Source organism: Vannielia sp. ABF1_015 (assembly GCF_056160745.1).
On sequence record NZ_JBSWXT010000002.1, the window covers coordinates 942708 to 969181 of the forward strand.

Consider the following 26474-nt stretch of genomic DNA (forward strand, 5'->3'; position numbering starts at 1 on the left):
CCCTCCTCATGCTACCCTTCCTCCAAGGCCCACCGAGCAGGAGGTTCCTCATGAGACGCAGAATGCGCATTTTCGCGGCCCTAATCTTCGCCCTGAGTGGCGCAGCACCCGGCCCATCCGCGGCACAATCAGGGATTCCCGGCTGGCTGGCTCCCCATGTCGGCACCGGCGAAGGGCAGATTGCGCCTGTGGTGCTCAGCCGGGCGCGGGCGCTCTACCAAGAGCGGGTGAAGCGACGCGAGGTGCGCAACCCCTGTTACATGGCGAAGGATGCCACGCGGCCCGGCGGGTCGGGGCGGTATTACATTATCTGCGAGAAGCAGCAGGTGTTTCGGGCTGTCTCGTCGGGGCATGGCAACGGGCGTAAGCTGCAGCAGGCGAATTTCGCCAATGGGCGGCAGTGCGCGCGGCATTTCAGCAATGCGGAAGGCTCGAAGCTGACGATGGGGGGCGAGTACGTGACCGCCGAGACGCGGACCTCTTTTAAGGGCTACATCCGGCAGTCGGGCAAGCTGGTGCCGTTTCATCGCACCTTCCTGCTGTTTGACGGGCGCGGGGAAACCTCGAACGCGCGGGAGCGGGCGATTGGCGGGCATCAGGCGGTTTTTGTGAAGTGGCAATGCCGGATGCAGATGCCAAGAAGCCCCTATGCCGATGAGGAGGGCTATGTGCCTGTAGGGCGGCTGGTGGATTATACCGGCGGGCGGAGCAATGGCTGCACCACATGGTCAGGCGAAGCGACGCGGGAGATTTTGCGGCTGGTCGAGAAGAGCCCGACGACGCTCTATATCTACCCCGAGGGGCGCGACATCGACGCGGTGGCGAGGGCGGTGAAAGCGCGGGCCTCGTTGGCGGATGCGGGGCTGTATTGGAACAGCGCCTGCCTGCGGGAGATCGGTGCGCCGCGTTTCTGGCCCAAGCGCAAGTTGCAGCCGGTGATCAACCGCTGGCGCCGGTCGCTGCCAAAGACGGAGCCGCGCGAACTGCCGATTTGCCAGTGAGCCACGGATGAACAAACGCCCGAGCGCGCATGCCCCCCTATCTCAGCCTGTTCCTCGCGGCGTTCGTCGCGGCCACGCTGCTGCCGGCGCAGTCGGAGTTGGTGCTGGCCTATCTGGTCACGGACCCTGCCCTTCCGGTGCCGCTCCTGCTTGGCGTCGCCACGGTGGGCAACGTGCTGGGCTCAGTGGTGAACTGGCATTGCGGTCGGTTCCTGCGGCGGTTTCAGGACAGGCGGTGGTTTCCGGTGTCGCGCAAGGGGATGGCGCGGGCCGAGGCGGTGTATCTCCGTTGGGGCCGCTGGAGCCTGCTGGCGAGTTGGGTGCCTTTTATCGGTGACCCGCTGACGGTGGTGGCGGGGGTGCTGCGGGAGCCCCTGCCGAGCTTTTTGCTGATCGTCACCCTCGCCAAGGCGGGGCGTTACCTTGCTGTGGTGGCTGCGGCGCTCGCGTGGATTTAGGCGGGGCCGCGGCCCCTTGCCCGGGCGGGCCGGGAGACATATGACTCCGTCATGCAACAGGCTGATCGCCCGCTTCTTGGTATCACGCTCATGCTGGGGTTTTGCCTTCTGGCACCCTTGGGCGACAGTGTGGCCAAGCTGCTGGGCGGGCATGTGCCGCTGAGCCAGCTGGTGTTCTTTCGCTTTGCGATTCAGGCGCTGATCCTCGTGCCAATCGTGCTGCTGGCGGGCGGCACGCTGCGGATGAGCCGGCGGGCGCTGGGGTTTACCGCGCTGCGCACGGTGCTGCATATCGTCGGGATCGGGTCGATGTTTCTCTCCCTGCGGTTTTTGCCGCTGGCCGATGCGGTGGCCATCGCTTTCGTGATGCCCTTCTTCATGCTGCTGCTTGGCTGGTTCTTTTTGGGCGAGGAGGTGGGCGTGCGGCGTTTGACGGCCTGCGCGGTGGGCTTTGCCGGCACCTGCATGGTGATCCAGCCCTCCTTTGTGGAGGTTGGCTGGGCGGCGCTGTTGCCGGTGCTGGTGGCGGTGAACTTCTCTTTTTTCATGCTGGTCACGCGGATGATGCGGGCCGAGGTGGACCCGGTTGCAATGCAATCGGTGAGCGGGCTGATGGGCACCGCGCTGCTGGCGCCGCTGCTGCTGATTGCGGACGGCAGCTGGTGGGCGGAGTTTGACGTGATCGCCCCTGCCCCGCGCACATGGGTGTTGATCGCGGCGATGGGCTGCATCGGCACCACGGCGCATTTGCTGATGACATGGAGCCTGCGCCATGCGCCCACGGCCACGCTGGCGCCGATGCAATATCTCGAAATCCCGTTCTCCACCCTTATCGGCTGGCTGATCTTCAAGGAGTTCCCCGATGGGCTCGCACTGGCCGGAATCGGCGTGACGATCTGCGCCGGGCTTTACATCATCTGGCGCGAGCAGGTGGCAGGGCGGCAAAGCCTTCCAGCAGAGCGTCCAGCGCCTCCGGCGGCGTGATCACCACCATCCCCGGCGCATCGAAGCTGAGGCGCACCGGGCCTGTGACCCGGTTAGAGGTGCCGATCTGCCCCGAGGGCGCAAAAGCGAGGCGCTCGATGGGCCACTCCAACCCTTCCGAGCGGCCCGTCACAGGAGCCAGAGGGTAGAGCGACAGGCGGCTGCCCACCGGAAGGTCGAGCGCGATCTCCGGCGGCGCGGCAAAGGCGATGTCATCGGCGCCGAGCAGAAGGCAGGGGCGCGCGGCGTGGCGCACGAGGGCGCTCAAGGCAGCAAGCTGGTGATCAAGCCGCCGCCCGAGGAAGCCCACCGCCAGAAGCATCGGCGCCCGCACCCTTTGCAGCACCTTCTCGAAATCGGTACTGTCCTGCTCCGCAACGTGGTGCAGGGTTTCGGGCGGCAGGCTGGCGCGGGCCTCGGCGCTCAGACTGTCGAAATCGCCGATCACCGCCTCGGGCGTTAACCCTCTCGCCAGCGCCGCATCGGCCCCGCCATCGGCGGCCACCAGCCGGGGGGCTCGGATTAAGGCTGCATTAAGGCGGTGGTCGTTAACCTCTCCACCACCCAAAAGGGTAATAATATCTGGTGAATCGATGAGGATTTGCGCCATGCGAAGGGTATGCCCGGTTTCCCCCGTGGTCACAATGAAGCCCAATTATCATACCCGAAAATTCCCCAGTCTGTTGCTTCTCTCGAACCAATACGTGGTAAACAGACCCCGCTGGGCTATGAGAAAGCGAGCACACAGATGATCGGATCGAGCAAGATTCTGACGGTGTCCTACGGCACCTTTTCGTGCACGCTGGAAGGGTTTGATGACTCTTTCGGCACGATGAAGGCAATTGCGGAGTATTTCCGCGACCTTGCCGCCGACGACAGGTACTTTGGCGCAGAGCCGCCCACGCCGGACGCTGACATGCTTCAGCGGATCGCCGAAAAGGAGATTTCCCGCCGGGTCGAGGCGCAGGTTTCGGATACGGGCATCCTGCTGCGCGCGGCCGAAGGGGCCGGGGCCGCTGTGGCGGCCGTTGAAGCACCCGCCGACCGGGTTGCCGCTGACGAACAGGCGGAGGCCGGTGAGGCTGACGCCGAGGAGGCTGCTCCTTCGGGTGTAGTTGAACCTAGCACCGACATCGAGGCTTCTGCCGAAGACGAACACGCCGAGCCGGAGGTGGCCGAGGCCCCGAAGGCAAAGGGCAAGTCCAAGGGTAAGGCCAAGTCGCGCTCCAAATCCAAGGCGAAGGGGAAGGCCAAGACCAAGCCCGCGTCGGAGGTTGAGGTTGAGCCGCTTTCGGTGCTGGATGCGGACGATCCCTATGCTGATCTGCCGGCCCCTGCTGCTGCCGCCGCACCTGACAGCGTGGCCGCCAAGCTGGCGCGCATCCGCGCCGTGGTGAACAGCGCCCCCGCCGTGAGCGAGGCCTTGCAGCCGGAGAGCTTTGAAGAGGATGTGCCCCAGGCCTTCCTGGCGGAAGATGCGCCGGTGAGCGAGGATCTTGCCGAGGGCATGGCGGAAGAGTTCCCCACCGCCCCGCTGGCCGCCCCGGTTGAAGACGCTGGCGACCTGCAGGAAGAGACTGCAGAAGCTGCCGAAGAGGCTGCACCCGAGACCGATGAGACCACCGAGGCCGTTCTGGCATCGCTTGCGGATAGCGAAGAGGTTGCTGAGGCTGAGGCAGCCCCCGCTGAGGACATGGCTGTGGCTGCGACTGAGGAAGCGCCTGCCGAGGACGTGGCTGAGGCTGCGGCTGAGGAAGCACCTGCCGAAGACGTGGCTGAGGCTGCGGCTGAAGAAGCTCCTGCTGAAGACGTAGCTGAGGTTGCGGCTGAAGAAGCACCTGCCGAAGACGTGGCTGAGGTTGCGGCTGAAGAAGCACCTGCCGAAGACGTGGCTGAGGCTGCGGCTGAGGAAGCGCCTACCGAAGACGTAACTGAGGTTGCGGCTGAAGAAGCACCTGCCGAAGACGTGGCTGAGGTTGCGGCTGAAGAAGCCCCTGCCGAAGACGTGGCTGAGGCTGAGGCTGAGGAAGCACCTGCCGAGGACGTGGCTGAAGCTGCGGCTGAGGAAGCACCTGCCGAAGACGTGGCTGAGGCTGCGGCTGAAGAAGCTCCTGCTGAAGACGTAACTGAGGTTGCGGCTGAAGAAGCCCCTGCCGAGGACGTGGCTGAGGCTGAGGAAGCCCCTGCGGAGGCCGAAGCGGCTACCGGTGACTTTGATGATGTGCTTGCAGGCTTTGATGCCGAGGCGGAGGCGTCCACCGAGGAGGCCGTGGCCGAAGATGCAGAGGCTGCAGAGGAGGCACCTGCCGAAGAGGCCGCTGAGGCCGCGCCTGCTGAGGGTGCGACTGAAGATGGCGAGGTCGATATGGCCGATGTCATCGGTGCGCTCTCTGAAGAAGACTATGGCTTTGGTGCGCTGAAAACGACGGAGGAGGCCGAGGCCCAATCTGGCGAAGAACGCGCCAAGGCTGACGCCCAGCCCGAGATCCCGGAAGAGAGCGCCGAGGCCGCTGCGCCGCGCCGCACGCGGGTGATCAAGGTCAAGCGGTCGGCCATGGCCTCCGCCCTGGCTGCCATCGGCTTGCGCCGTGACGCACCGGCTGAGGAAGAGGCCGAAGAGACGGCTGAAGCCACGCCCGCAGAAACCGCGCCTGCGATTGAAGGCGAAAGCAGCCTGACCCCGGAAGCCGAGGCCGACCTTCTGGCCGAGCTCGCTGCCGTTGAGCAGGAGCTGAGCGGCGAGGCTGCCGAGCCGAAAATGCAGGACGCTGCGCCCGAGGAAGAGGCCGAGGCCCCTGCCGAGGAGGTGACGGTAGACGCCGAGCCCGTTGCGGAGGCCGAAGATGCGCCCGAGGGCGACGAGATGGCCCCCGAGGCGCTGGAAGAGCTGGCTTCGCAGGTGATCGACCTCGAAGAGCCGGAAGTGCCGGTTGAGGCTGCTGAGGCGGAGGAAGCTGCGGAAACTGCCGAGCATTCGGAGACCGAAGACGCACCCGAGGCGCTCGAAGCCGAGGACGCGCCGGAGGCTGCCGAGGCAGACGCGCCGACGGAAGCAGAGGCCAGCGAGCCGGAAGCAGACCAGACGGACACGGGCGTTGAAAACCTTGTGGCCCAGATGGCTGCCGAAGCCAAAAGCGAAGCGCGCTATGAGGCTGCCCGGTTCCGCCGCGACCGCATTGTCGAGACCGAGCAGGCCGACGCCCGCATGGACCGCTTGATGAGCGAAACCGAAGGCAAGCTGCGTGGCCCCGAGATGGAGCGTCGCCGGTCGGCCATCGCGCATCTCAAGGCCGCAGTGGCCGCGACCAAGGCCGAGGGCGACCGCCTGAACGAGGGTGACGACGATGCCCGCGTTTATCGGGACGACCTCGCTTCGGTGGTGCGCCCGCTGCGCGAGCAGGATGCGCCGACGCAAAGCGATGCCACCCCTCTGGAGGCCGAAGAGGCCGCAGGCCCCAAACCGGTGAAAACCGAGGTTGAGGTGACGGCCGAGGCGGTGCCTTCGGTGGAAGCTGAAGCGCCGGTCGAGGCCCCCGTGGAAGAGGCATCTGCCCCGGAGGCTGCGGAAACCGAGGCCAAGGAAAGCGCCGAACCGGCACCGGCCACCCCGGCCCGTCCGCGCCGCCCCGTGCTGCGCAAGGCCGAAACCCGCCGCCCGCGCGCGACCACGCCGCTGATGCTGGTCACCGAGCAGCGCAGCGACGAGGCCGGAAAGGCTGAGGCCGAGGCGGCTGCAAGCCGCGTCACCCCTGTTCGTCCGCGTCGCGTGACCGAGCGCACCCTCGATGCCGTTGCCGAGCAGCCCGAGAGCACCGGCGAGATGGTGAAGACCGACGCTGAAGCAAGCGGCATCTTCGCCGATTGCGCCAACTTCGAGGAATTCTCCGAGAAGATGGGGGCCAAGGGTCTGGAAGACCTGCTGGAATGTGCGGCGGCCTATACCTCCTACGTGCAGGGCAGCGGCCACTTCTCGCACCCGCAGATCATGCAGCAGGTGGCCGAACTGGGCAAAGTTGAGAGCTTTACTCGCGAGGACAGCCTGCGCAGCTTTGGCCAGCTTCTCCGCCAGGGCAAGATCCGCAAGCTGAGCCGCGGCCAGTTCACGCTTTCTCAAACTTCCCGCTATACGCAGGAGCAGCGCCGGGCGATGCTCTGAGGCTTCAGCCCGCGCAACGTCGGGTTAAGAGTTTGGGCGGGGCGGCCAAAGTGGCGCGCCCCGCCTTTTCATGTGCGGTGGTTGGAATTGGCGCGCAACCGCAAGGCCGGGCGACTGGCAATAGATGGAATGCGCCCGCGAGGGCGCGCGATCAAACAGCAGCCCCGCGCCGGGTGCGGCGTGCCTTGGTTCAGGCGTCGGGGTCGTCCTTGCCGACTCCGTAGAAGACCTTGCGCACCGGGATCGTCCAGGCCACGCCGAGCACCACGAAGACCAGCAGCTCGACCAGCACCGGCAGGTCGGGCAGCAGGCTTGTCAGCCACCATGCGAAGGCGATGTAGGCCGGCAGACCGATCAGCAGGATGACCAAAGACCAGCGCCGCCGTGCCTTGTAGCTGAGTGCCATGTGCCCCGCCCTCCTCAATCCGCGAAGGGGTCGGTGACGAGGATGGTATCTTCGCGCTCCGGCGAGGTGGAGAGCAGCGCCACGGGGCAGCCGATCAGCTCTTCCACCCGCTTGACGTATTTGATCGCCCCCGCCGGAAGATCGTTCCACGAGCGGGCGCCTTCGGTGCTCTCCGACCAGCCCGGCATTTCCTCGTAGACCGGCGTGCAGCGGGCCTGTTCGTCGGCGGCGGTGGGCAGGTAATCGAGCGTCTTGCCGTCAAGCTCATAGCCCACGCAGATTTTCAGCGTGTCGAAGCCGTCGAGCACGTCGAGCTTGGTCAGGCAGATGCCGTTGATGCCCGAGATCGCGCAGGTCTGGCGTACCAGCGCGGCATCGAACCAGCCGCAGCGGCGCTTGCGCCCGGTTGTGGTGCCAAACTCGTGGCCGCGCTCGCCCAGCCGCTGGCCGTCGTCATCGTGCAGCTCCGTCGGGAAGGGCCCCTCACCCACGCGGGTGGTATAGGCCTTCACGATGCCGAGCACGTAATCCACCGCGCCGGGTCCCATGCCCGCGCCGGTGGCCGCCTGCCCAGCGATCACGTTGGAGGAGGTGACGAAGGGATAGGTGCCGAAGTCGATATCCAGCAGCGCGCCCTGTGCGCCCTCGAAGAGGATGCGCTTGCCCGCCTTGCGCTTCTCGGAGAGCACCTTCCAGACGGGGGCGGCGTATTCGAGGATGCCCGGCGCAATCTCTTTGAGTTGGGCCAGAAGCGCCTCGCGGTCGATCTCCTCCACGCCCAGCCCTTTGCGGAGCGGGTTGTGGTGCTGAAGCGCCCGGTCCACGCGGGCCTCCAGCGTCGCGGCGTCGGCAAGGTCGGCCACGCGGATCACCCGGCGGCCCACTTTATCCTCATAGGCCGGGCCGATGCCACGGCCGGTGGTGCCGATCTTGGTGCCCTTGCTCGCCGCCTCTTCGCGGGCGCGGTCGAGTTCGCCGTGGAAGGGCAGGATGAGCGGCGTGTTCTCGGCGATCATCAGGGTTTCGGGGGTGATCTCGACGCCTTGGTTGCGGATGGTGCCGATCTCTTTCAGCAGGTGCCACGGATCGAGCACCACGCCATTGCCGATGACCGAGAGCTTGCCCTTGCGCACCACGCCCGAGGGCAGCGCGTGCAGCTTGAACACCTCACCGTCGATCACCAGCGTATGGCCCGCGTTGTGCCCGCCTTGGAAGCGGCAGATCACATCGGCCCGCTCCGAGAGCCAGTCGACGATCTTGCCTTTTCCTTCGTCACCCCATTGGGCGCCGACGACGACAACGTTTGCCATGATTAATCTCCTGCATTGGAAGCCCGCGCCCGTATATCGGGGCGGGCGGGGCGGCGAAACCTCAAATATGCCGCAGCCCGCGCGGGGCCTTGAACAAGCGGCTGGCGCGGGCGTTGCGCGTGGCCACCCTGAGCGCCTGCGCCGATGCGGGCTGCGCTCCAAGCGCGCAGGGGCGGCCTGCGTCACCTCGGTTGCGCCGCCCTACTGCGCGGCGATGGCCCGGGCATCACGCGCGGGGGAGAAAAAAGGCATGGGCGGCGCAGGCAAGCAGGGGCGGCGAGGGGTTGCGGCGTGGGGCCGGACGGATTAGATACCCCGCCGAACCACGCGGGAAAGCTTCATGGAAAATGTCATCCTCATCGTCCACCTGATTCTGGCACTTTGCCTGATCGGCGTGGTGCTGCTTCAGCGCTCCGAGGGCGGCATGGGCTCGATGGGTGGTGGCGGCGGTGGCGGCGGCGGTGTGATGACCGGACGCGCGGCGGCCACGGCCATGGCCAAGCTGACATGGATCTTTGCCATCGGCTTCATCTGCACCTCCATTGCGCTCACCGTGCTGGCTGCGGCCGATGCGGGCTCTTCCTCGGTTGTGGACCGCGTCACCGACACCGGCACGCAAGACGCCCCTGCCGATGAGGGCGCGCTGCCCGCAGGCGAAGACCTGCTGCCGCCCTCTGCGGATGGCGACGCGCCGCTGGTGCCCCAAGCCGCCGACTGAGGCGGCCCGCCCCGGCCAAAGGGGCTGTAATGGCGCCCACCTCAAGGGGTGGAACCAGCGCCCTAACCATCAACCTACAAGACGTTGGGGCAACCCGACAAAGCTCAACATCATGTTGCGGCGCGTGTGGACTTTGGTCCGCGAATCTTCTATATCTCAAATCCCGTGATGCAGCGTGGTTTGAGGCCACGCCGCAGCGCATTTCAAGGCGAATACACGGGAGCCCCACACCACATGGCACGATTTATTTTCATCACCGGCGGTGTGGTCTCTTCGCTCGGCAAGGGCCTCGCCTCGGCGGCCATGGGCGCGCTGCTTCAGGCACGGGGCTACTCGGTGCGGCTGCGCAAGCTGGACCCTTACCTGAACGTCGATCCGGGCACGATGAGCCCGTTTGAGCATGGCGAGGTTTTCGTGACCGACGATGGTGCCGAGACCGACCTCGACCTTGGCCACTATGAGCGCTTCACCGGGGTTGCGGCGAGGCAGACGGACTCGGTCAGCTCCGGGCGGATCTACTCGAACGTGCTGGAGAAGGAGCGCCGAGGCGACTACCTCGGCAAGACCATTCAGGTCATTCCGCACGTCACCAACGAGATCAAGGATTTCATCTCCATCGGCGAGGATGAGGTGGACTTCATGCTTTGCGAGATCGGCGGCACGGTGGGGGACATCGAGGGCTTGCCGTTCTTCGAGGCGATCCGCCAGTTTGCGCAGGACAAGCCGCGCGGGCAGTGCATTTTCATGCATCTCACCCTGCTGCCCTTCATCAAGGCCAGCGGCGAGCTGAAAACCAAGCCAACGCAGCACTCGGTGAAAGAGCTGCGCTCCATCGGCCTCGCGCCCGACATCCTTGTCTGCCGTGGCGAGGGGGCCATTCCGCAGAAGGAGCGCGAGAAGCTGGCGCTGTTCTGCAACGTGCGCCCGGAATCGGTGATCGCCGCGCCCGACCTCAAGAGCATCTACGAAGCACCGCTGGCCTATCACCGGGAAGGGCTGGATCAGGCGGTGCTGGATGCCTTCCAAATCTCCCCTGCCCCGCGCCCAAACCTCAGCCGCTGGGAGGATGTCTATGACCGCATCCACAAGACCGACGGCGAGGTGAAGGTGGCCATCGTCGGCAAATACACCCAGTTGGAAGATGCCTATAAGTCCATCGCCGAGGCGCTGACCCATGGTGGCATGGCGAACCGGGTGAAGGTGAAGATCGAATGGGTCGATGCCGAGCTGTTTGACCGCGAGGATGCCGCGCCGCATCTGGAGGGCTTCCACGCGATCCTCGTGCCGGGCGGTTTTGGTGAGCGCGGAACGGAAGGCAAGATCAAGGCGGCGCAGTTCGCCCGTGAGCGGAAGGTGCCCTACCTCGGCATTTGCCTCGGCATGCAGATGGCCGTGATCGAGGCCGCGCGCAACCTCGCCGGGCTAGAGAAGGCCGGCAGCGAGGAGTTTGACCACGAGGCCGGGAAGAAGCGCTTTGAGCCGGTTGTCTACCACCTCAAGGAGTGGGTACAGGGCAACGAGAAGGTGAAGCGCAAGAAGACCGATGCCAAGGGCGGCACCATGCGGCTGGGGGCCTATGACGCGGTGCTGAAGGGCGGCAGCAAGGTGGCCGAGATTTACGGCAAGACTGCGATCGACGAGCGCCACCGCCACCGCTACGAGGTGGACATTGCCTATAAGGAGCAGCTTGAGGAGAGTGGGCTGGCCTTTGCAGGGATGAGCCCGGATGGCCGCCTGCCCGAGATCGTGGAGGTGAAGGACCACCCGTGGTTTATCGGGGTGCAGTTTCACCCCGAGCTGAAGAGCAAGCCCTTTGCGCCGCACCCGCTGTTTGCGGATTTCGTGCGGGCGGCGGTGGAGAATTCGCGGTTGGTTTGACGACAGGGACGCGGGGGCGCTGATGTTCACGGAATTTCTGCAACGGTTAACGGGGACGGCGAAGGCCAATGGCGAGGTTTTGCCGGAGCTGGATGCACGGCTGGCGCTGGCGGCGCTGCTGGTGCGAATGGCCAAGAGCGACCATGCCTATCAGGCCAGCGAGATCGGGTTGATTGACAGGTTTCTTGCCGCCCGCTTCGGGTTGAATCCGGTGGAGGCGGCCAAGCTGCGGGCGACGGCGGAGAAGCTGGAGCATCAGGCGCCGGAGACCGAGGTGTTTACCGGCCTCATTCGCGATGCCGTCAGCTACAACGAGCGGGTCGAGGTGCTTGATGCGCTGTGGCAGGTGGTGATGGCCGATGGCGAGGAGAAGCCGGAAGAGGCCGAGATGATTGGCTTTGCGTCCGGGGCGCTGGGGGTGGCCGAGGCCGATGCGGCGGCGCTGGAGGCGCGTTACCTGCCCTGAGCAGGCAGCTCTTCGGCCCTTGCGGTCCTCATCGCAGCTGCGAGGAGGAGGCGACGCCCCGAGGAGCGGCTTGCAGCGCGAGCGGGGGACTTTATATCTCACCTCATGTTTGCAGACCTCATCAAGCGCCTGACCGGCGAGACCGACACCACCCCAAGCGACGTGGACCCGCAGGTGGCCCTCCCTGCCCTTCTGGTGCGCGTTGCGCGCGCCGATGGGGATTATGCCGACAGCGAGAAGGACATGATCCGAGGTATCACCCAGCGCTGGATCGGCGGCTCGCCCTTCGAGGCCTCCGAGGTGCTGCGCGAAGCCGAGGCGCTGGAGGCCGGTGCCTCCGACACTGTGCGCTTTACCCGCGCGATCAAGGACGCAACGCCGCTGGAGCAGCGTGGCAAGGTGGTTGAGGACATCTGGCGCGTGGTGCTGGCCGATGGCCGCCGCGACGAGGAGGAGGACGCTCTGATGCGGCTCATCGCCAACCTGCTGGGCGTCAACGACCGCGACAGCAACTTTGCCCGCCAGAACGCCGAGGCCCGGCGCTAGGATGCTCCGCGCCGGATTGTCGATGTATCTGCGGGCCGAGACCGAGCCCGCGCTCAACCTGTTTTGGGGTATCATCCGCGATGGCCTCATCGCCCGGGGGGCCGCTCTGGCCGATGATTTGCCAGAGGCGCTGGAGGCCCCCGAGAGCCTGTGGAGCCTGTGGGAATCGCCCGATTTGATCCTCGGCCAGTCCTGCTCGCTGCCCTACCGGGGGCGGCTGAGGGGCAAGGTGGATTATGTCACCACGCTCGACCACGCCCTGCCGGGCTGTCCGGCGGGCTATTACAATTCTGTTGTCGTCACCCGCCCCGGCGGCGCGCCGAAGGGCGTGGTGGCCTATAACTCGCGCAACTCGCAATCGGGCTGGGCCACAGCGCGGGAGGTGATCGAGGCCGGGCGGGCGCAGGCGAGCGGGGTGCTTTCGACCGGGGCGCATATCGACTCGGCTCATGCTGTCGCTGAAGGCCGGGCCGACTGGGCCTGCATAGACGCGCAGACATGGGCGATGCTGGAGCGCTGGGAGCCGGTCGCCGCCTCCCTCGAAGAGCGGTTTCGCACCGCGCCAACGCCGGGGCTGCCGCTGATCTGCGCACCGGGGCAGAACGCCACTGAAATCGCCGGGGCGGTGGAGGAAGCGGTGCAACTTCTCGACCCGCCAGCGCGCGAAACCCTTGGATTGCAAGCGGCGGTGCGGCTTGGGGCGAAGGTTTATCTCGACATGCCTATTCCGCAGGCACCTGCCGCCTGAGCGAGCGAACGCTGCGGAAACCAAGGCCCTTCCAACTTGCAATCGCAGAAATTCTGCGCCCTACTCCGGGCTTGCAACCGGCAATATGAGGCCCCGTGCCAGACAGCGTGTCCAACCCGCACCCCGTTATCGAGATCAGAGGCCTGCACAAGGCCTATGGCAGCCTTGAAGTGCTCAAGGGCGTTGGTATGTGTGCCCGCAAGGGTGAGGTGGTTTCGCTCATCGGCTCGTCGGGCTCGGGCAAATCCACCCTGCTGCGCTGCGCCAACCTGCTGGAAGACAGCCAGCAGGGCGAGATACTGTTTTCTGGCGAGGCGGTGCGGTGGAAGGGCGAGGGCCAGAGCCGGCGGCCTGCCGATGCCAAGCAGGTGCTGCGCATTCGCACCAACCTCAGCATGGTGTTTCAGCAGTTCAACCTCTGGGCCCACATGACCATTCTGCAAAACGTGATGGTAGCGCCGGTGACGGTGCTGAAGCGCGACAAGGCAGAGGTGGAGGCCGCCGCGCGGGGCTATCTGGCGAAGGTTGGCATTGGCGACAAGGCCGATGTCTACCCGGCCCAGCTTTCGGGCGGGCAGCAGCAGCGGGCCGCGATTGCCCGTGCGCTGGCGATGGAGCCGGAGGCGCTGCTATTTGACGAGCCGACCAGCGCGTTGGACCCGGAGCTGGAGCAGGAGGTGGTGAAGGTGATCAAGGCGCTGGCCGAAGAGGGCCGCACGATGATCCTTGTCACCCACGACATGCGCATGGCCCGCGACGTGAGCGACCATGTGCTGTTTCTGCATAAAGGCTTGGTGGAGGAAGAAGGCGCGCCGGGCGAGCTGTTTGGGGCGCCCAAATCGGACCGTCTACGGCAGTTTCTTTCGCATTCCGGCGAGATGGCCTGATGATGCGGCGGGTGGCATGGGCGCTGCCAGTGGCGCTGGCGCTGGTGACCGGGCTTGGCGCGGGCGAGATGGCAGCAGCGCAGGATGTGCGCATTGGCACCGAGGGGGCCTTTCCGCCCTACACCTTCCGGGACCGGGCGGGCGACTTGCGCGGCTTTGACATTGAGCTTGGCAACGAGATCTGCCGCCGCGCCGAGCTGGACTGCGAGTGGGTCGTGAACGACTGGGAGTCCATCCTGCCCAACCTTGTGGCCGGTAAATACGATGTCGTCATGGCCGGGATGGCCGTCACGACCGAGCGGGCGCAGATGGTGGCGTTTTCAACCGGCTACGAGGGCGGAAGTAACGCGGCATCTGCGGTTTTGGTGCGCAGCGGCGGCTCCACCTCGGACGCGCCTCATGTGGCCGTTCAGGGCGCGACCATCCATGAAGACTGGGCGCGCGCGATGGGCTACCCTGTGTCGACCTACCCGACGCTGGTGGCTGCGGTGGAGGCGCTGTTTGCCAACCGGGTCGATGAGGTGTTGGGGCCGCAGGCCTTCCTTGAGGGCGTGGCGCGCAACGGCGGTGGCCATGTGGAAATTGCCGATGTCTTCGGCATCCCCTCGGGCGATACCGCCGCCGCCTTCCGCAAGGAAGACGTGGCGCTGCGCCAGACATTCGATTCTGCCATTGAAGAGATGCTTGCCGATGGCAGCATCGCCGCGATGGCCGACAAGTGGTTCCTCGCCGGAGACGGCACGGAATGAAAGAAAGAAAGAAAGCAAAACAAAGACCAACGGGAGAAACACCATGTTGAAATCCATCCTGACGCTGGGCACAGCCATGGCCCTCACGGCCGGTGCAGCCTTTGCCGAAAGCCACGCCATGACGGTGCGGATCGGCACCGAGGGCGCCTATGCGCCGTTCAACTTCATCAATGATGCCGGCGAGATCGACGGCTTCGAGAAGGAGCTGGGCGACGAGCTTTGCGTGCGCGCCGAGCTGACCTGCGAGTGGGTCAAGAACGACTGGGACAGCATCATCCCCAACCTCGTATCCGGCAACTACGACATCATCATGGCCGGCATGAGCATCACCGATGAGCGTGATGAGGTGATCGACTTCACGCAAAACTACACCCCGCCGAGCGACAGCGCCTTTGCCGCCGCGTCCGAGGATGTGGACCTTGAGGGCGGCGTGATTGCCGCGCAGACCGCCACCATTCAGGCGGCCCATATCGCCGAGGGCGGGGCCACGCTGCTGGAGTTTGCCACCCCGGAAGAGACCGTGGCCGCCGTGCGCAACGGTGAGGCCGATGCTGTTTTTGCCGACAAGGACTACCTCGTGCCGCTGGTCGAGGAGAACGCCGAGCTGATGTTCGTGGGCGATGATGTGCCGCTGGGCGGTGGCGTTGGCGTGGGCCTGCGCGAGAGCGACACAGAGCTGAAGGAAAAGCTCGATGCGGCCATTGCCTCGATGAAGGAAGACGGCACGCTGAACACCATGATCACCAAGTGGTTTGGCGAAGACGCCAAGACCTACGAATGATCTGACCCATTGGCGGGCCTCCTTCGCGGGGCCCGCCTTTCAGGGCTTTCTTGATGTTTGAATATTGCACCGATCCCGAAAGCCTCGCCGGACTTACCTGGCTGAGCTGCTACCTCACCACGGGGGTGCATTTTTCGTTCTATTGGGCCTTCGGCAAGGTGCTGCTGCTGCTTGCGCTGGCCGCGCCCTCTGCCCTGCTGATGGGCTTTCTGGGGGCCATGGCCGCCCGCTCGCTGATCGCGCCACTGCGCTGGATCGGCAAGGGCTATATCTCGGTGGTCCGGGGCGTGCCCGATGTGGCCTTCTTCCTTTTTTTCGTAATCGCGCTCGATCAGGGCTTCGAGTGGATGCGCCACAAGGTCAAATGCCCCGATTGGGATGAGCCGATCCGGCAGGGCAGCGACTTTCTGGTTTGCCCCGCCGCCAAGCTGCCGCTGGGCAGCTCGCCCGAGTGGCAGCATGAGACCTATGGCTTTTTGCTCGCGGTGCTTACCTTTGCCATCGTCTTCGGCGCTTTTGCCGCGAACGTGATTTTCGGCGCGATGAAGGCGGTGCCGCGTGCGCAGATGGAGACGGCGGAGGCCTATGGCATGACTCGGCGCCAAGCCTTCTGGCGGGTGATGGTGCCGCAGATGTGGGTGTTTGCGCTGCCGGGCCTCTCCAACACGTGGATGGTGCTGATCAAGGCCACGCCGCTGCTGTTTTTGCTCGGGATTGAAGATATCGTTTACTGGGCGCGCGAGCTTGGCGGGACCAAGACGGCGCGGTTTTCGGAGTACCCGCATGGCGACTGGCGGATGTGGTACTTCCTCGCGCTGCTGGTGTTTTACCTGTGCTTTACCCGGGTGTCGGAGATCGTGCTGCGGCGGCTGAATGCGCGGCTGTCGCACGGGCAGGCCACGGCCGCCGGGGAAGCGCAGAGGAAGGCAAACGCATGACGGGGCGCTCAAACTTCAAATGGGTGCCGCACGCAGTCGCTGCGCGACCGCTTTCGCGCACGCGGTGCCTCTTGCGGAGGCCCCGGGTATGAGTTGCGCAGAAACCATCGCCGACTACGCCTTCCGCTCGCTGGGCTACGGGGAACGGCTACTGCCGCGCTCGGACTTTACGCTTTGCCAGCATTTCGTGCTGATCGGCTCGGGGCTGTTCTGGAACATCTACTTCGGGATCATGGCGCTGTGTTCGGGGTTTTTCCTTGCCATCGTGGTGGCGCTTGGCAAGGCCTCGGCCAACCCGTGGCTGCGCAAGCCTGCCGAGTGGTTCATCCTGCTGTTCCGGGGCACGCCCTTCTTCATCCAGTGCTTCTTTGCCTATTTCGCCTTCCTGTCGCTGAAGAGCCAATATGCCTTCTTCGATGCCTTCACCTCGGCCTGGCTCGGGGCGGTGATTGTGCTGTTCCTCAACACGTCGGCTTATTCGGGCGAGATCTTCTATGGCGCGCTGCGCTCGATCCCGAAGGGCGATATCGAGGCGGCGGATGCCTATGGGCTGAGCGGCTGGCACAGGTTTCGGCGCATCACCTTCCCCACGATGCTGCGGCTGGGGTGGCCGGCCTACACCAACGAGGCGATCTTTCTGTTTCACACAACGACGCTGGTGTTTTTCAGCGGCTTCCCGGCGCGCCAGCAGGCGGGGGACGCGCTCTATTATGCCAGCTACTTTGCTGACAAAACCTTCAACCCCTTCATCCCCTACCCAATCCTCGCCTTCTATTTCATCCTGCTGACGCTTTGCATCATCGGGGTCTACACGGTGATCGGGCGGCGTCTTAACCGGCATTTGCCGCAGGAGCGCAGGGCGAAGTTCAAGCTGAGGCCGCAGTTGATCCGATGAGCGAGACGATACGGTTTGGCGCCGTGGACCTGAACGGTCAGGCGCGGGGCAAGCGGGTGCCTGCGAGCTATGCCGAGAAGCTGGAGAGCGGAGTGGCGCGGCTGCCGCTGAGCGTGCTCAACGTCGACCTCTGGGGCGAAGACATTGAAGACAGCCCGCTGGTGTTCAAGAGCGGCGACCGGGACGGTGTGTTGCGCCCCTCCCCGCGCGGCCCGCTCGCCCTGCCGTGGATCGACAGGCCCTCGGCGCTCTGGCTGATGCGGATGCATCTGCAGAGCGGCGAGCCTTTCGAGGGCTGCCCGCAGCGGGCGCTGAGCCGGGTGCTGGAGCGGTATGAGGCCAAGGGCTGGCGGGTTGAGGCGGCCTTCGAGATGGAGTTTCACCTAATCGACGATGTGGATGGCACGCTGAGCGCGCCGATCAGCCCGCGCACCGGGCGGCGGATCAAGCGGGCGGATGTGAACTCGCTCCTCGGGCTCGATGCCTTCGACGACTTTTTCACCGATCTCTATGATGGCTGCGAGGTCATGGGCATTCCGGCCGAGGCGGCGATTTCGGAGGCCGGTGTGGGGCAGTTTGAACTGTCGCTAACCCATGAAGAGGCAGGCCGGGCCGCCGAGAGCGCATGGGCGTTCAAGCAGCTGGCTAGGGGGCTGGCGCGGCGACATGACATGGCGGCGAGCTTCATGGCCAAGCCGTTTGAGGATGACACCGGCAACGGGCTGCATGTGCACTTCTCGGTGCTGGATGAAGCGGGTCGCAACGTGTTCGATGATGGCTCCGAGCAGGGCAATGACCTGCTGCGAAGTGCGGTGGCCGGGTGCCTGACCGCCCTGCCCTCTTCGATGCTGATCTTCGCACCTCACGCCAACAGCTACGAGCGCCTCGTGCCCGGGGCCCATGCGCCGGTGCAGGCGAGTTGGGCCTATGAGAACCGCACGGCGGCGATCCGCATCCCTGCCGGGCCGGGCAAGGCACGGCGGATCGAGCACCGGGTTGCGGGGGGCGATGCCAACCCGTTTCTGCATCTGGCTGCCGTGTTGGGGGCCGCGATGAACGGCATGGAGGCGGGCGCGATGCCGCCCGAGCCGATCAAGGGCAATGCCTATGAGCAGGAGTTGCCGGAGTTGCCGACCGACTGGGCAAGCGCGATTGATGCCTTTGACGAGAGCCCGGAGGTGGCGGATATCTTCCACCCACGGCTGATCGACTGTTTCACCCGGACCAAGCGGCAGGAGTTGCGCCGTTGTGAGGGGATGCTGCGGGACGATCTGGTGTTGCTTTGTCTGGAGACAGTATAGGCAGGCCAGCTCGTTGGCGCCTTCGGCGCACGCCTCGCACCTGCGAAGACGCCTCGAAGGGCGGATGAGCGGGCACCGACACCGCTTGCAGCCCCCTGCGCCGAGGAATACCGTCAGCCCAAGCCACAAGGAGGCCCCCATGCTCATCGGTATCCTGCAATGCGGCCACTGCCCGCCCGAGCTTCAACCCCATGTGGGCAACTACCCGGCCATGTTCGAGAAGCTGCTGGCGGGCCATGGCTTTGAGTTCGCCAATTGGGCGGTCTGCGACATGGAGTTTCCCAATTCGATCGACGCCGCCGATGGCTGGCTGATCACCGGCTCGCGCTACGGGGTGTATGAGGATCACCCGTGGATTGAGCCGCTGGAGCAGATTATCCGGGCGATCTACCTCGCGCCCAAGCCGATGGTCGGCATCTGCTTTGGCCACCAGATCATCGCGCAGGCGCTTGGGGGCAAGGTCGCCAAGAGCGACAAGGGCTGGGGCGTGGGCCGAATGGAATATACTTGGGGCAACGAGGTGGTGGCGCTGAATGCCTGGCATCAGGATCAGGTGATCGAGCCGCCCAAGGAGGCCAGCACGATTTCGGCCAACAAGTTTTGCGACCATGCGGCGCTGATGTATGGCGACCGCATCCTGACGGTGCAGGCGCATCCGGAGTTTGGCCGCGAAATGATGCAGGGGCTCATCAACGTGCGCGGTGCCGCCGTGCCCGAGGCGCGGCTGGCCTATGCGCAGAAGGCGCTGGATGCGCCGGTGGACAACGCCCGGCTGGGCAATGACATCGCGGATTTCTTCAAGGCGAAGCGCGGGTGGCAGGAGAGCTCGGAATGAGCGATTTCAGAGATCAGATCCCCGAGGCCGCGCAGGCCTATCTGGAGGGCCGCAGGCTGGATGAGGTGGAGTGCATCGTGGGCGACCTCGCAGGCGTGGCACGGGGCAAGGCGGCCCCGGCCAGCAAGTTTGCCCGCCAGAGCCACTTCTACCTGCCGAACTCGATCTTCCAGCAGACCATCACCGGCGAATGGGCCGATCTGACAGACCAGCCCTTCACCGAGCCCGACATGGTGCTGACCCCCGACTTCGCCACCGCCACCGCTGCGCCGTGGACGGCGGACATTACCCTGCAGGTGATCCACGACATCAACGACCAGCAGGGTAACCCGGTGCCGGTGGCGCCGCGCAACGTGCTGAAGAAGGTGGTGGCGCTCTACGAGGAGATGGGGCTGACGCCGGTGGTTGCGCCGGAGATGGAGTTTTACCTCGTGGCCCCCAATGTGGACCCCGGTCATGAGATAGAGCCGCCAATGGGCCGCACCGGCCGGCGGGCGGCAGCGCGGCAGGCCTATAGCATGGCCGCGATCGACGAATACGGCACGGTGATCGACGACATCTATGATTTTGCCGAGGCCATGGGCTTTGAGATCGACGGCATCTTGCAGGAGGGCGGCGCGGGCCAGATCGAGATGAACATGCGCCACGGCGACCCGGTGTTGCTGGCCGACGAAATCTTCTATTTCAAGCGGATGATCCGCGAGGCCGCCCTGCGGCATGAGTGCTACGCCACCTTCATGGCCAAGCCCATTCAGAACGAGCCGGGCAGCGCGATGCACATTCATCATTCGGTGGTAAATGCGAAAACGGGGGAGAATATCTTTTCCAACGCGGATGGCTCGGAGAGCGAGGCGTTCGGCCACTTCATCAGCGGGCTGCAACGCTACATGCCTGCCGCGATTGCGGTGATCGCGCCCTACGTCAACAGCTATCGCCGTTACGTGCCGGACTACTCCGCGCCGATCAACCTCGAATGGGGCCGCGACAACCGCACTACGGGCCTGCGCGTGCCGGTCAGCGGCCCCGAGGCGCGGCGGATCGAGAACCGGCTGCCGGGGATGGATTGCAACCCCTACCTCGGCATCGCCGCCTCGCTGGCCTGCGGGCTGCTGGGCCTGCGCGAAAAGATGGAGCCGCGTGCCGAAGCCACCTCGGAGGCCTATACGGCAGAGGCGGAGGTGCCCACCACGCTGGGCGAGGCGCTGGAGCTGTTTGATGCCGACTCGGCGCTGAAAGAGGTGCTGGGCGAGGCCTTTGCCGAGGTTTACCTTGCGGTCAAACGGTTGGAATACAAGGGTTTCATGCAGGTGATCTCACCATGGGAGCGTGAGCACCTGCTGCTGAACGTATGAGGCTGCTCTACGCCAACGGAAAGCGCGGTGAACATACCGCAAGCTGGTATGCCGCCAGCGCCGAGGCCCCCGGCCCCTACCCCATGCTCAAGGGTGAGGTGCGCGCCGACGTGGCCGTGGTGGGCGGTGGCTTTACCGGGCTGTCGGCGGCGCTGCATCTGGCGCGGGCCGGGGCGAAGGTGGTGCTGGTCGAGGCGCAGCGGGTGGGCTGGGGCGCATCGGGGCGCAATGGCGGGCAGGTCGCGCCGGGGCTGAACATGCATCAGGACGCGCTGGAGGCAAAGCTGGGCCGCGCGGCGGCAGAGGGCTATTGGCGGATCGGGCTGGAGGCGGTCGCGCTGGTGCGGGCGCTGGTGGACGAGTTGGCGCCCGAGGCCGATTGGCAGCCGGGTGTGCTGCATTCCTTCTGGCAGGCCAAGGAGGCCGAGGAGGCGGCGGGTTATTCGGCCTATCTGCGGAGCGAATACGGCTACGAGCATCAGGAGGTGCTCGACGAGGCCGGGGTGCGCGGCTTTGTCAGCACGGAGGCGTATAAGGGCGGCGTGGTGGATTGGGTCGCGGGGCATATTCATCCGCTGGCCTATGCGTTTGGCCTCGCGCGGGGGGCCGAGGCCGCCGGGGCGCAGTTGCATGAGATGAGCGAGGTGCACCGGATCGCGCCCGAGGGCGGGCAGGTTCTGGTGGCCACGGATCGGGGTCGGGTGATTGCGGATCAGGTGATCCTTGGCTGCAATGGCTACATGGAGGGGCTGGCGCCGAAGATGCAGGCCCGCGTCATGCCGATCAACAACTACGTTGTGGCGACCGAGCCGCTGGGCGACCGGGCGGCGGAGGTGATGCCGAAGAACGTGGCGGTGGCGGACAGCAAGTTTGTGATCAACTACTTCCGTTTGTCGGGGGACGGGCGGCTGATCTTCGGGGGCGGCGAGAGCTATGGCTACAGGTTCCCGGCCGATATCGCCGCCAAGGTGAGGAAGCCTCTGGAGCAGGTGCTTCCGCAGTTGCGTGGCGTGAAGATCACCCACGGCTGGGGCGGCACGCTGGGGATCACGGTGAAGCGGGTGCCGCTGTTCATGCGGGTTGCGCCGGGGGTGATGGCCGCCGGGGGCTACTCCGGGCACGGGGTGGCGCTGGCCACCAAGGCGGGCGAGATTATGGCCCGCGCGGTGGGGGGCGATACCGGCGATTTCGACCTGATGGCGAGGCTCCCTGCCCCGCCCTTCCCCGGCGGACCGCTGCTGCGCACCCCGATCACCACGGCGGCGATGATGTGGTATGCGATGCGCGACCGGCTCGGGGTTTGAGCCGGTGACGTGCAGATTGTTCGGGCTGTGAGGTTGGGGTGATTTGCAAGGGTATGGCGCAGAGCCTGCCCGATGCACGCCTTAAGGCACCGGGCAGCGCCGTCCCGCCCCCCGGGACAGCGCTGCCCGGCGTCTGGCAGAACATCTTCCCACCCACGAGTCTGTTATCGAAAATTCACTTGGGCGGTCGCCCCTTTTCAGCTACACAATTCCTGAAAGAGCATTTCAGGAAAGCTGAAACAGGAGAGCAGAGCATGACCGTGGCCCCCAACGTCTATGACGCCGAGCCGATCCCCGAGGCCGCCCGCGCCGAGATTGACCGGCTGCTTCAAAGCGGCGACCTGTTTCGTTACACCGCGCCCGAAAACGCGCCCGTTGCCATTCTGGAGCATGAGTTTGCCGAGCTGATGGGCGCAAAATACGCGCTGGCCGTTTCCTCCTGCTCTGCCGCGCTGTTCCTGTCGCTGAAGGCGCTTGACCTGCCGCGCGGGGCCAAGGTGCTGATCCCGGCCTTTACCTTCGCCGCCGTCCCCTCCGCCGTGGTCCACGCCGATTGCGAGGCTGTGCTTTGCGAAGTGGGCACGAATTACCGCGTCGACATGGATGATTTCGCGGACAAGCTGCCCGGCGTCGATGCCGTGCTCATCAGCCACATGCGCGGCCACACCTCGGACATGGATGCGATCATGGCGCTGGCGGATGCCGCCGGTATTCCGGTGGTGGAAGACGCCGCCCACTCGCTGGGCACCGTCTGGAAGGGCCGCAAGATCGGCACCATCGGCAAGATCGGCTGTTTCTCGTTCCAGAGCTACAAGCTGGTGAACGCGGGTGAAGGTGGCATTCTGATTACCGATGACGCCGAGCTGGTGGCGCGCGCGGTGATCATGAGCGGCGCCTATGAGCACGCCTGGAAGAAGAACATGGGGTTGGAGACGCATTACCGCACGTGGCAAAACCGCCTGCCGCTCTACAACATGCGGATGCAGAACCTCTCTGCCGCCGTCATCCGCCCGCAGCTGCCCGAAGTGGCCCGCCGGGTGCGCGATGGCCGCGCCGGGCACGACCGGGTGGCCGAGGCGCTGAACATGAGCACATGGCTGGAGGTGCCCGCGCCGCTGGAGGGCGAGCTGCGTGCGCCGGATTCGATCCAGTTCAACCTCATGGGCATGAGCGATGCCGAGGTGGATGAGTTCACCGCCACCGCCGCGGCGCAGGGCGTAAAGGTGCAGGTGTTCGGGATGAGCGAAGACAACGCGCGGGCCTTCTGGAACTGGCAGTTCCTTGGCGATCTGCCGGAGCTGCCACAAACCCGGGCGATTCTGATGCGGGCCTGCGATGTGCGCCTGCCTGCCCGTCTGACCGACGCCGAGCTGGATTACATCTCTGCCGCGCTGGTGGGCGCAGCGCAGCAGGCCAAGGGCACGATTGCTGCGGAGTGAAACCGGCCCTGACAGTTTGAAAAGCGCCATCCTCGCGAGTGGCGCTTTTGCTTTGGGACTGGCGCAACGCGGGGCCGGCCAAGGCGGTTAGGCCCGGTCTCAGGCCACTACAAACTTGCGTGGTCGGTGCACGCTGTCGTTGAAGCCAAGAAAGCCGGGGTTGTAGTGATCCGGGCCAAAGCGGCACTCATGCACCGCGCGTTCTGCGTCATGGGTGCCTGCGGGTGCCCCGCCACAATGCGCCAGCTCATGGCAGAGCGTGGCAGCCAGAACCCAGTGATTGCTCGTGAGCAGCGCCGCTTCATGAAACGCGATGTCGACATTGTTAGAGTGGGTATCGGCCGTGTAGGGGCTGGGATTATCTGGCGAATGGTTGATGAAGATGCCGCCGTGGAGCCAGAGCTGGGTGAGGGTCTTGCCCAGCGCAAGCCCCTTGAAGTGCAGGTTGCACTGGTCGGTCGCGGGCAGCCGGGCCAGTTCGTCCATGATCCGCATCGCGTTGCGGATCTTTGGCAGGGCGTGGTGGTTTTGCGGGAAGGCATTGTAGTGGATGACCCGTCCGCCGGTGTAGGTTTCGGACTTGCTGCCATGCGCGTGGCCGTGAACGTTGAGCGTTGCCATAAAGGCCTCCTGAGGAATTCGTTGTGCCCGAACCGGGCGAATGCATTCGATCAATAGAGGCAGGCTAGCAGGATCGGCGGGGCCAGAGGAGTCCTGCGCGGGTGACAAATGCATTCATCGGGGCCGGTGGCGCGGGTTACAGCAGCTTCAGATCGCCCGCGAGCCATGGGTGCCGCTCGACCGAGGGGCGCACCACCAACTCGTCGATCAGCGGGCGCAGCTTGGTGGCCATGCGCGCAGGCATGGTGGAGAGGACGCCTGCGCGGGCGTTCAGAGAAATGGTGCGGGCAAGCGGCGCGAAGGGCAGCGGCAGGATATCGGCGCTGTGCTGAAACCGGTGGGCGCGGCTGAGCGCCAGCGGGGTCAGGATTGTCCAGCCCGCGCCATCGGCCACCAGCGCCAGAATGGCGTGGTAGCTATCCAGCTCGAAGCGATGGGTGAGGCGCAGGTTTTGCCGGGCCAGATGGTCGGCGATGGTGCGGCCCATCAGGTGGCGCTGGGTGTATTGGATGAGCGGGAGCTTTTGCAGCTGCGCGGCCACGTCTCCACCCGCATCGACCGCGCCAGGGGGCGCGGCGACCACGAACGGCTCGGTCAGCAGCGGGTGCACCTCCATCCAATCAGTGGCGGCTCCGATGTCGGCGGCCACAACCACATCGAGCGTGCGGGCATCGAGCAGGTTGAAGAGGTGGTGGGAGGCCCCGGTTTCCAGCAGGAACTGGCAGGCGGAGAGATCGCCGGCCATGGAGCTGAGCAGGCGGGGTGTGACGTCTGCGTCGAAGTCCTCGATCATCCCGAGCCGCAGCGAGGTGAGGGCGGACATGTCGCCGCCTGCAATCTCGGCCCGCGCCGCTGCCGCCTCGTTGAGGATGTTCTGCGCCCGCCGTTTCAACGACTCCCCTGCAGGCGTGAGGGCCACGGGGCGGGTGGAACGATCCATCAGCGGTGTGCCGAGGGCGGCCTCCAGCGAGGTGAGCTGCTGCGAGACGGCGGAGGCCGAGGCCCCGAGCCGCCGCGCCGCTGCCGAAACGGCCCCCTCCTCGGCGGTGGCGAGGAAGACCTCGACCTGCCAGAGTGTGATGCGGCCAGTCTTGTCAGGCATGGGGCAGAGGCTCCTTGGATGGGCCGCACGCTATGACCATTGCGAAGGGCGTGCAACTGGGTCAGGGTCGCGGCAACACCACCCAAGTTTCGGAGACCCCATGACACATTTCGCGCAAAGCTGGGAGGCCCGCGCAGAGGCCGCTACCCTCTATGGCTTCACCGATCTGCCCACGATCCACGACCGGGGCACGGTGGTGCTGACACATGGAGAAGGCCCCTATGTGGTGGACGTGCATGGGCGGCGCTATCTCGATGGCAACTCGGGGCTGTGGAACATGGTGGCGGGCTTCGACCACCCCGGGCTGACGCAGGCGGCGCAGGAGGCCTATGCGCGGTTTCCGGGGTATCACGCCTTCTTTGGCCGGATGAGCGACCAGACGGTGATGCTCTCGGAGAAGCTGGTGGAGGTGTCGCCGTTTGACCGGGGGCGGGTGTTTTACACCAACTCGGGGAGCGAGGCGAATGACACGATGGTCAAGATGCTCTGGTTCCTTGCCGGGGCCGAGGGACAGCCGCAGCGCCGCAAGATCCTGACCCGGAAAGGTGCCTATCACGGGGTGACGGCGGTGAGCGCGTCGATGACGGGCAAGCCTTACAACGAAGTCTTCGGGCTGCCGCTGGAGGGATTCTTGCACCTCACCTGCCCGCATTACTGGCGCGAGGGGCGCGAGGGGGAGAGCGAGGCGGAGTTTGTGGCGCGGTTGGCGGCTGAGCTTGAGGATGTGATCGCGCGCGAGGGGGCCGATACGATTGCAGGCTTCTTCGCGGAGCCGGTGCTGGGGGCTGGCGGGGTGATCCCGGCGCCTGAGGGGTATTTCCAGGCGATTCAGACGGTGTTGAAGCGGCACGGGATACCGCTGATCTCGGATGAGGTGATTTGCGGGTTCGGACGCACGGGCGAGGTTTGGGGCTGTGACAGCTACGGGTTCACGCCAGATGCTATTATCAGTTCGAAGGCGCTGACGGCAGGGTTCTTCCCGATGGGGGCGGTGATCCTCGGGCCAGAACTGGCCGACCGGGTGCAGGCGGCATGCGAGGCAATCGAGGAGTTTCCGCACGGGTTCACGGCAAGCGGGCATCCGGTGGGTTGCGCGATTGCGCTGAAGGCGATCGACGTGATCCTGAACGAAGGTCTGATCGAGCGGGTGCGCGAGCTGACGCCGCTGTTTGATGCCGAGATGGCCCGGATCGGGGAGAATGCCAACATCGGTGAGGTGCGAGGGCGCGGGATGATGGGGGCGCTTGAGGCGGTGGCCGACAAGGAGACGAAGCGGCCGTTCGACGGGTCGCTCTCGGTCAGCGAGCGGATTGCGAATGCCTGTACGGATGAGGGGCTGATCTGCCGCCCGCTGGGCCAAAGCATTGTGCTCTGCCCGCCGTTCATCATGACCGAGGGGCAGATGGCGGAGATGTTCGAGAAGTTGGAAGGGGCGCTTGGCAAAGTTTTTGCCGAGGTCGCCTGAGCCGGCGGATTGAGGGGGGGGCCGCCCCCCGCCGCGACCATTAGTGGGGGGGGGGGGGGGGGGGGGGGGGGGGGGGGGGGGGGGGGGGGGGGGGGGGGGGGGGGGGGGGGGGGGGGGGGGAGGGGGGGGGGGGG

The 26474-nt window shown here is 65.6% G+C and carries 25 protein-coding genes; 20 read left to right on the top strand and 5 right to left on the bottom strand.

Translation table 11 applies throughout. The annotated features are described in order from the left end of the window. Positions 1–50 precede the first annotated feature (50 nt). The 3 genes from ACXAG6_RS17040 to ACXAG6_RS17050 are packed head-to-tail and all read left to right on the top strand — an operon-like array spanning position 51 to position 2443. On the top strand, positions 51–1001 hold the full coding sequence (locus ACXAG6_RS17040; protein WP_475339027.1) for a murein L,D-transpeptidase catalytic domain-containing protein: 951 nt from the start codon (positions 51–53) through the stop codon (positions 999–1001). 29 nt (positions 1002–1030) lie between these two features. Next, positions 1031–1459, top strand: a complete 429-nt coding sequence (locus ACXAG6_RS17045) for a YqaA family protein (RefSeq protein ID WP_475339028.1) — start codon at positions 1031–1033, stop codon at positions 1457–1459. A 51-nt stretch (positions 1460–1510) separates the two neighbouring features. Then, on the top strand, positions 1511–2443 hold the full coding sequence (locus ACXAG6_RS17050; protein ID WP_140015058.1) for a DMT family transporter: 933 nt from the start codon (positions 1511–1513) through the stop codon (positions 2441–2443). On the opposite strand, the gene ACXAG6_RS17055 is transcribed toward ACXAG6_RS17050, so the two are convergent. Further along, positions 2373–3053 (bottom strand): thiamine diphosphokinase, encoded by a 681-nt coding sequence (locus tag ACXAG6_RS17055; RefSeq protein ID WP_475339029.1) that lies wholly within the window; start codon positions 3051–3053, stop codon positions 2373–2375. The genes ACXAG6_RS17050 and ACXAG6_RS17055 overlap by 71 nt on opposite strands. Before the next feature lie 138 nt (positions 3054–3191). Here ACXAG6_RS17055 and ACXAG6_RS17060 point away from each other — a divergent pair, with 138 nt between their 5' ends. Continuing rightward, positions 3192–6599: a hypothetical protein gene (locus tag ACXAG6_RS17060; RefSeq protein ID WP_475339031.1), complete on the top strand. Its 3408-nt coding sequence runs from the start codon at positions 3192–3194 to the stop codon at positions 6597–6599. 190 nt (positions 6600–6789) lie between these two features. Here the strand turns inward: ACXAG6_RS17060 and ACXAG6_RS17065 are convergent, their stop codons facing one another. Together ACXAG6_RS17065 and ACXAG6_RS17070 are read right to left on the bottom strand one after the other, a co-directional pair. Next, positions 6790–7005, bottom strand: coding sequence for a DUF2842 domain-containing protein (locus tag ACXAG6_RS17065; RefSeq protein WP_140015061.1), 216 nt, complete (start codon positions 7003–7005; stop codon positions 6790–6792). 14 nt (positions 7006–7019) lie between these two features. Further along, the gene (locus ACXAG6_RS17070; RefSeq protein WP_475339032.1) at positions 7020–8315 is read right to left on the bottom strand and encodes an adenylosuccinate synthase; all 1296 of its coding nucleotides are present in this window, start codon (positions 8313–8315) and stop codon (positions 7020–7022) included. Between the two features lie 340 nt (positions 8316–8655). On the opposite strand from ACXAG6_RS17070, the gene secG reads away from it, so the two are divergent. The 15 genes from secG (at position 8656) to ACXAG6_RS17145 (ending at position 23152) form a co-directional block, all read left to right on the top strand. Next, positions 8656–9033, top strand: a complete 378-nt coding sequence (gene secG, locus ACXAG6_RS17075) for a preprotein translocase subunit SecG (RefSeq protein ID WP_475339033.1) — start codon at positions 8656–8658, stop codon at positions 9031–9033. Between the two features lie 234 nt (positions 9034–9267). Continuing rightward, the gene (locus tag ACXAG6_RS17080) at positions 9268–10911 is read left to right on the top strand and encodes a CTP synthase (protein WP_475339035.1); all 1644 of its coding nucleotides are present in this window, start codon (positions 9268–9270) and stop codon (positions 10909–10911) included. Between the two features lie 22 nt (positions 10912–10933). Next, a complete protein-coding gene (locus tag ACXAG6_RS17085; protein ID WP_140015066.1) occupies positions 10934–11377 on the top strand; it encodes a tellurite resistance TerB family protein in 444 nt (147 codons plus the stop codon). 105 nt (positions 11378–11482) lie between these two features. Next, a complete protein-coding gene (locus ACXAG6_RS17090; RefSeq protein WP_475339036.1) occupies positions 11483–11923 on the top strand; it encodes a tellurite resistance TerB family protein in 441 nt (146 codons plus the stop codon). Position 11924: 1 nt separating this feature from the next. Then, complete coding sequence (locus ACXAG6_RS17095; protein WP_475339038.1) at positions 11925–12671, top strand: substrate-binding domain-containing protein; 747 nt, start codon at positions 11925–11927, stop codon at positions 12669–12671. A gap of 107 nt (positions 12672–12778) precedes the next feature. Next, on the top strand, positions 12779–13558 hold the full coding sequence (locus tag ACXAG6_RS17100; protein WP_475339039.1) for an ABC transporter ATP-binding protein: 780 nt from the start codon (positions 12779–12781) through the stop codon (positions 13556–13558). Then, a complete protein-coding gene (locus tag ACXAG6_RS17105) occupies positions 13558–14307 on the top strand; it encodes a transporter substrate-binding domain-containing protein (RefSeq protein WP_475339041.1) in 750 nt (249 codons plus the stop codon). Before ACXAG6_RS17100 ends, ACXAG6_RS17105 begins: the two co-directional genes overlap by 1 nt. Before the next feature lie 43 nt (positions 14308–14350). After that, positions 14351–15088, top strand: coding sequence for a transporter substrate-binding domain-containing protein (locus ACXAG6_RS17110; protein WP_168223026.1), 738 nt, complete (start codon positions 14351–14353; stop codon positions 15086–15088). Between the two features lie 53 nt (positions 15089–15141). After that, on the top strand, positions 15142–16026 hold the full coding sequence (locus ACXAG6_RS17115) for an ABC transporter permease (protein WP_475339042.1): 885 nt from the start codon (positions 15142–15144) through the stop codon (positions 16024–16026). 88 nt (positions 16027–16114) lie between these two features. After that, positions 16115–16921 carry an ABC transporter permease gene (locus ACXAG6_RS17120; RefSeq protein WP_475339044.1) on the top strand — a complete coding sequence of 269 codons (807 nt, stop codon included), beginning with the start codon at positions 16115–16117 and terminating at the stop codon, positions 16919–16921. After that, positions 16918–18222: a glutamine synthetase family protein gene (locus ACXAG6_RS17125; RefSeq protein ID WP_475339045.1), complete on the top strand. Its 1305-nt coding sequence runs from the start codon at positions 16918–16920 to the stop codon at positions 18220–18222. The genes ACXAG6_RS17120 and ACXAG6_RS17125 overlap by 4 nt, the downstream gene beginning before the upstream one ends. Before the next feature lie 139 nt (positions 18223–18361). Continuing rightward, positions 18362–19057 carry a type 1 glutamine amidotransferase gene (locus tag ACXAG6_RS17130; protein WP_475339047.1) on the top strand — a complete coding sequence of 232 codons (696 nt, stop codon included), beginning with the start codon at positions 18362–18364 and terminating at the stop codon, positions 19055–19057. Next, positions 19054–20409, top strand: coding sequence for a glutamine synthetase family protein (locus ACXAG6_RS17135; protein ID WP_475339048.1), 1356 nt, complete (start codon positions 19054–19056; stop codon positions 20407–20409). The genes ACXAG6_RS17130 and ACXAG6_RS17135 overlap by 4 nt, the downstream gene beginning before the upstream one ends. Then, positions 20406–21713, top strand: coding sequence for an NAD(P)/FAD-dependent oxidoreductase (locus ACXAG6_RS17140; protein ID WP_475339049.1), 1308 nt, complete (start codon positions 20406–20408; stop codon positions 21711–21713). Before ACXAG6_RS17135 ends, ACXAG6_RS17140 begins: the two co-directional genes overlap by 4 nt. 254 nt (positions 21714–21967) lie before the next feature. Continuing rightward, positions 21968–23152 (top strand): DegT/DnrJ/EryC1/StrS family aminotransferase, encoded by a 1185-nt coding sequence (locus tag ACXAG6_RS17145; protein ID WP_475339050.1) that lies wholly within the window; start codon positions 21968–21970, stop codon positions 23150–23152. Between the two features lie 99 nt (positions 23153–23251). Here ACXAG6_RS17145 and ACXAG6_RS17150 read toward each other — a convergent pair whose 3' ends face one another. Beyond that, a complete protein-coding gene (locus ACXAG6_RS17150) occupies positions 23252–23773 on the bottom strand; it encodes a hypothetical protein (protein WP_475339052.1) in 522 nt (173 codons plus the stop codon). Between the two features lie 136 nt (positions 23774–23909). Beyond that, positions 23910–24875, bottom strand: a complete 966-nt coding sequence (locus tag ACXAG6_RS17155; protein ID WP_475339053.1) for a LysR family transcriptional regulator — start codon at positions 24873–24875, stop codon at positions 23910–23912. Between the two features lie 100 nt (positions 24876–24975). Between ACXAG6_RS17155 and ACXAG6_RS17160 the strand changes: the two genes are divergently transcribed. Continuing rightward, positions 24976–26340 carry an aminotransferase gene (locus ACXAG6_RS17160; RefSeq protein ID WP_475339054.1) on the top strand — a complete coding sequence of 455 codons (1365 nt, stop codon included), beginning with the start codon at positions 24976–24978 and terminating at the stop codon, positions 26338–26340. Positions 26341–26474: the final 134 nt, after the last annotated feature.

Coding starts and splice junctions, on each gene's coding strand:
- ACXAG6_RS17145 (WP_475339050.1), top strand. CDS start 21,968: ATGACCGTGGCCCCCAACGTCTATGACGCCGAGCCGATCCCCGAGGCC.
- ACXAG6_RS17065 (WP_140015061.1), bottom strand. CDS start 7,005: ATGGCACTCAGCTACAAGGCACGGCGGCGCTGGTCTTTGGTCATCCTG.
- ACXAG6_RS17040 (WP_475339027.1), top strand. CDS start 51: ATGAGACGCAGAATGCGCATTTTCGCGGCCCTAATCTTCGCCCTGAGT.
- ACXAG6_RS17105 (WP_475339041.1), top strand. CDS start 13,558: ATGATGCGGCGGGTGGCATGGGCGCTGCCAGTGGCGCTGGCGCTGGTG.
- ACXAG6_RS17080 (WP_475339035.1), top strand. CDS start 9,268: ATGGCACGATTTATTTTCATCACCGGCGGTGTGGTCTCTTCGCTCGGC.
- ACXAG6_RS17120 (WP_475339044.1), top strand. CDS start 16,115: ATGAGTTGCGCAGAAACCATCGCCGACTACGCCTTCCGCTCGCTGGGC.
- ACXAG6_RS17155 (WP_475339053.1), bottom strand. CDS start 24,875: ATGCCTGACAAGACTGGCCGCATCACACTCTGGCAGGTCGAGGTCTTC.
- ACXAG6_RS17060 (WP_475339031.1), top strand. CDS start 3,192: ATGATCGGATCGAGCAAGATTCTGACGGTGTCCTACGGCACCTTTTCG.
- secG (WP_475339033.1), top strand. CDS start 8,656: ATGGAAAATGTCATCCTCATCGTCCACCTGATTCTGGCACTTTGCCTG.
- ACXAG6_RS17150 (WP_475339052.1), bottom strand. CDS start 23,773: ATGGCAACGCTCAACGTTCACGGCCACGCGCATGGCAGCAAGTCCGAA.
- ACXAG6_RS17130 (WP_475339047.1), top strand. CDS start 18,362: ATGCTCATCGGTATCCTGCAATGCGGCCACTGCCCGCCCGAGCTTCAA.
- ACXAG6_RS17070 (WP_475339032.1), bottom strand. CDS start 8,315: ATGGCAAACGTTGTCGTCGTCGGCGCCCAATGGGGTGACGAAGGAAAA.
- ACXAG6_RS17135 (WP_475339048.1), top strand. CDS start 19,054: ATGAGCGATTTCAGAGATCAGATCCCCGAGGCCGCGCAGGCCTATCTG.
- ACXAG6_RS17050 (WP_140015058.1), top strand. CDS start 1,511: ATGCAACAGGCTGATCGCCCGCTTCTTGGTATCACGCTCATGCTGGGG.
- ACXAG6_RS17110 (WP_168223026.1), top strand. CDS start 14,351: ATGTTGAAATCCATCCTGACGCTGGGCACAGCCATGGCCCTCACGGCC.
- ACXAG6_RS17090 (WP_475339036.1), top strand. CDS start 11,483: ATGTTTGCAGACCTCATCAAGCGCCTGACCGGCGAGACCGACACCACC.
- ACXAG6_RS17160 (WP_475339054.1), top strand. CDS start 24,976: ATGACACATTTCGCGCAAAGCTGGGAGGCCCGCGCAGAGGCCGCTACC.
- ACXAG6_RS17140 (WP_475339049.1), top strand. CDS start 20,406: ATGAGGCTGCTCTACGCCAACGGAAAGCGCGGTGAACATACCGCAAGC.
- ACXAG6_RS17045 (WP_475339028.1), top strand. CDS start 1,031: ATGCCCCCCTATCTCAGCCTGTTCCTCGCGGCGTTCGTCGCGGCCACG.
- ACXAG6_RS17055 (WP_475339029.1), bottom strand. CDS start 3,053: ATGGCGCAAATCCTCATCGATTCACCAGATATTATTACCCTTTTGGGT.
- ACXAG6_RS17115 (WP_475339042.1), top strand. CDS start 15,142: ATGTTTGAATATTGCACCGATCCCGAAAGCCTCGCCGGACTTACCTGG.
- ACXAG6_RS17095 (WP_475339038.1), top strand. CDS start 11,925: ATGCTCCGCGCCGGATTGTCGATGTATCTGCGGGCCGAGACCGAGCCC.
- ACXAG6_RS17125 (WP_475339045.1), top strand. CDS start 16,918: ATGAGCGAGACGATACGGTTTGGCGCCGTGGACCTGAACGGTCAGGCG.
- ACXAG6_RS17085 (WP_140015066.1), top strand. CDS start 10,934: ATGTTCACGGAATTTCTGCAACGGTTAACGGGGACGGCGAAGGCCAAT.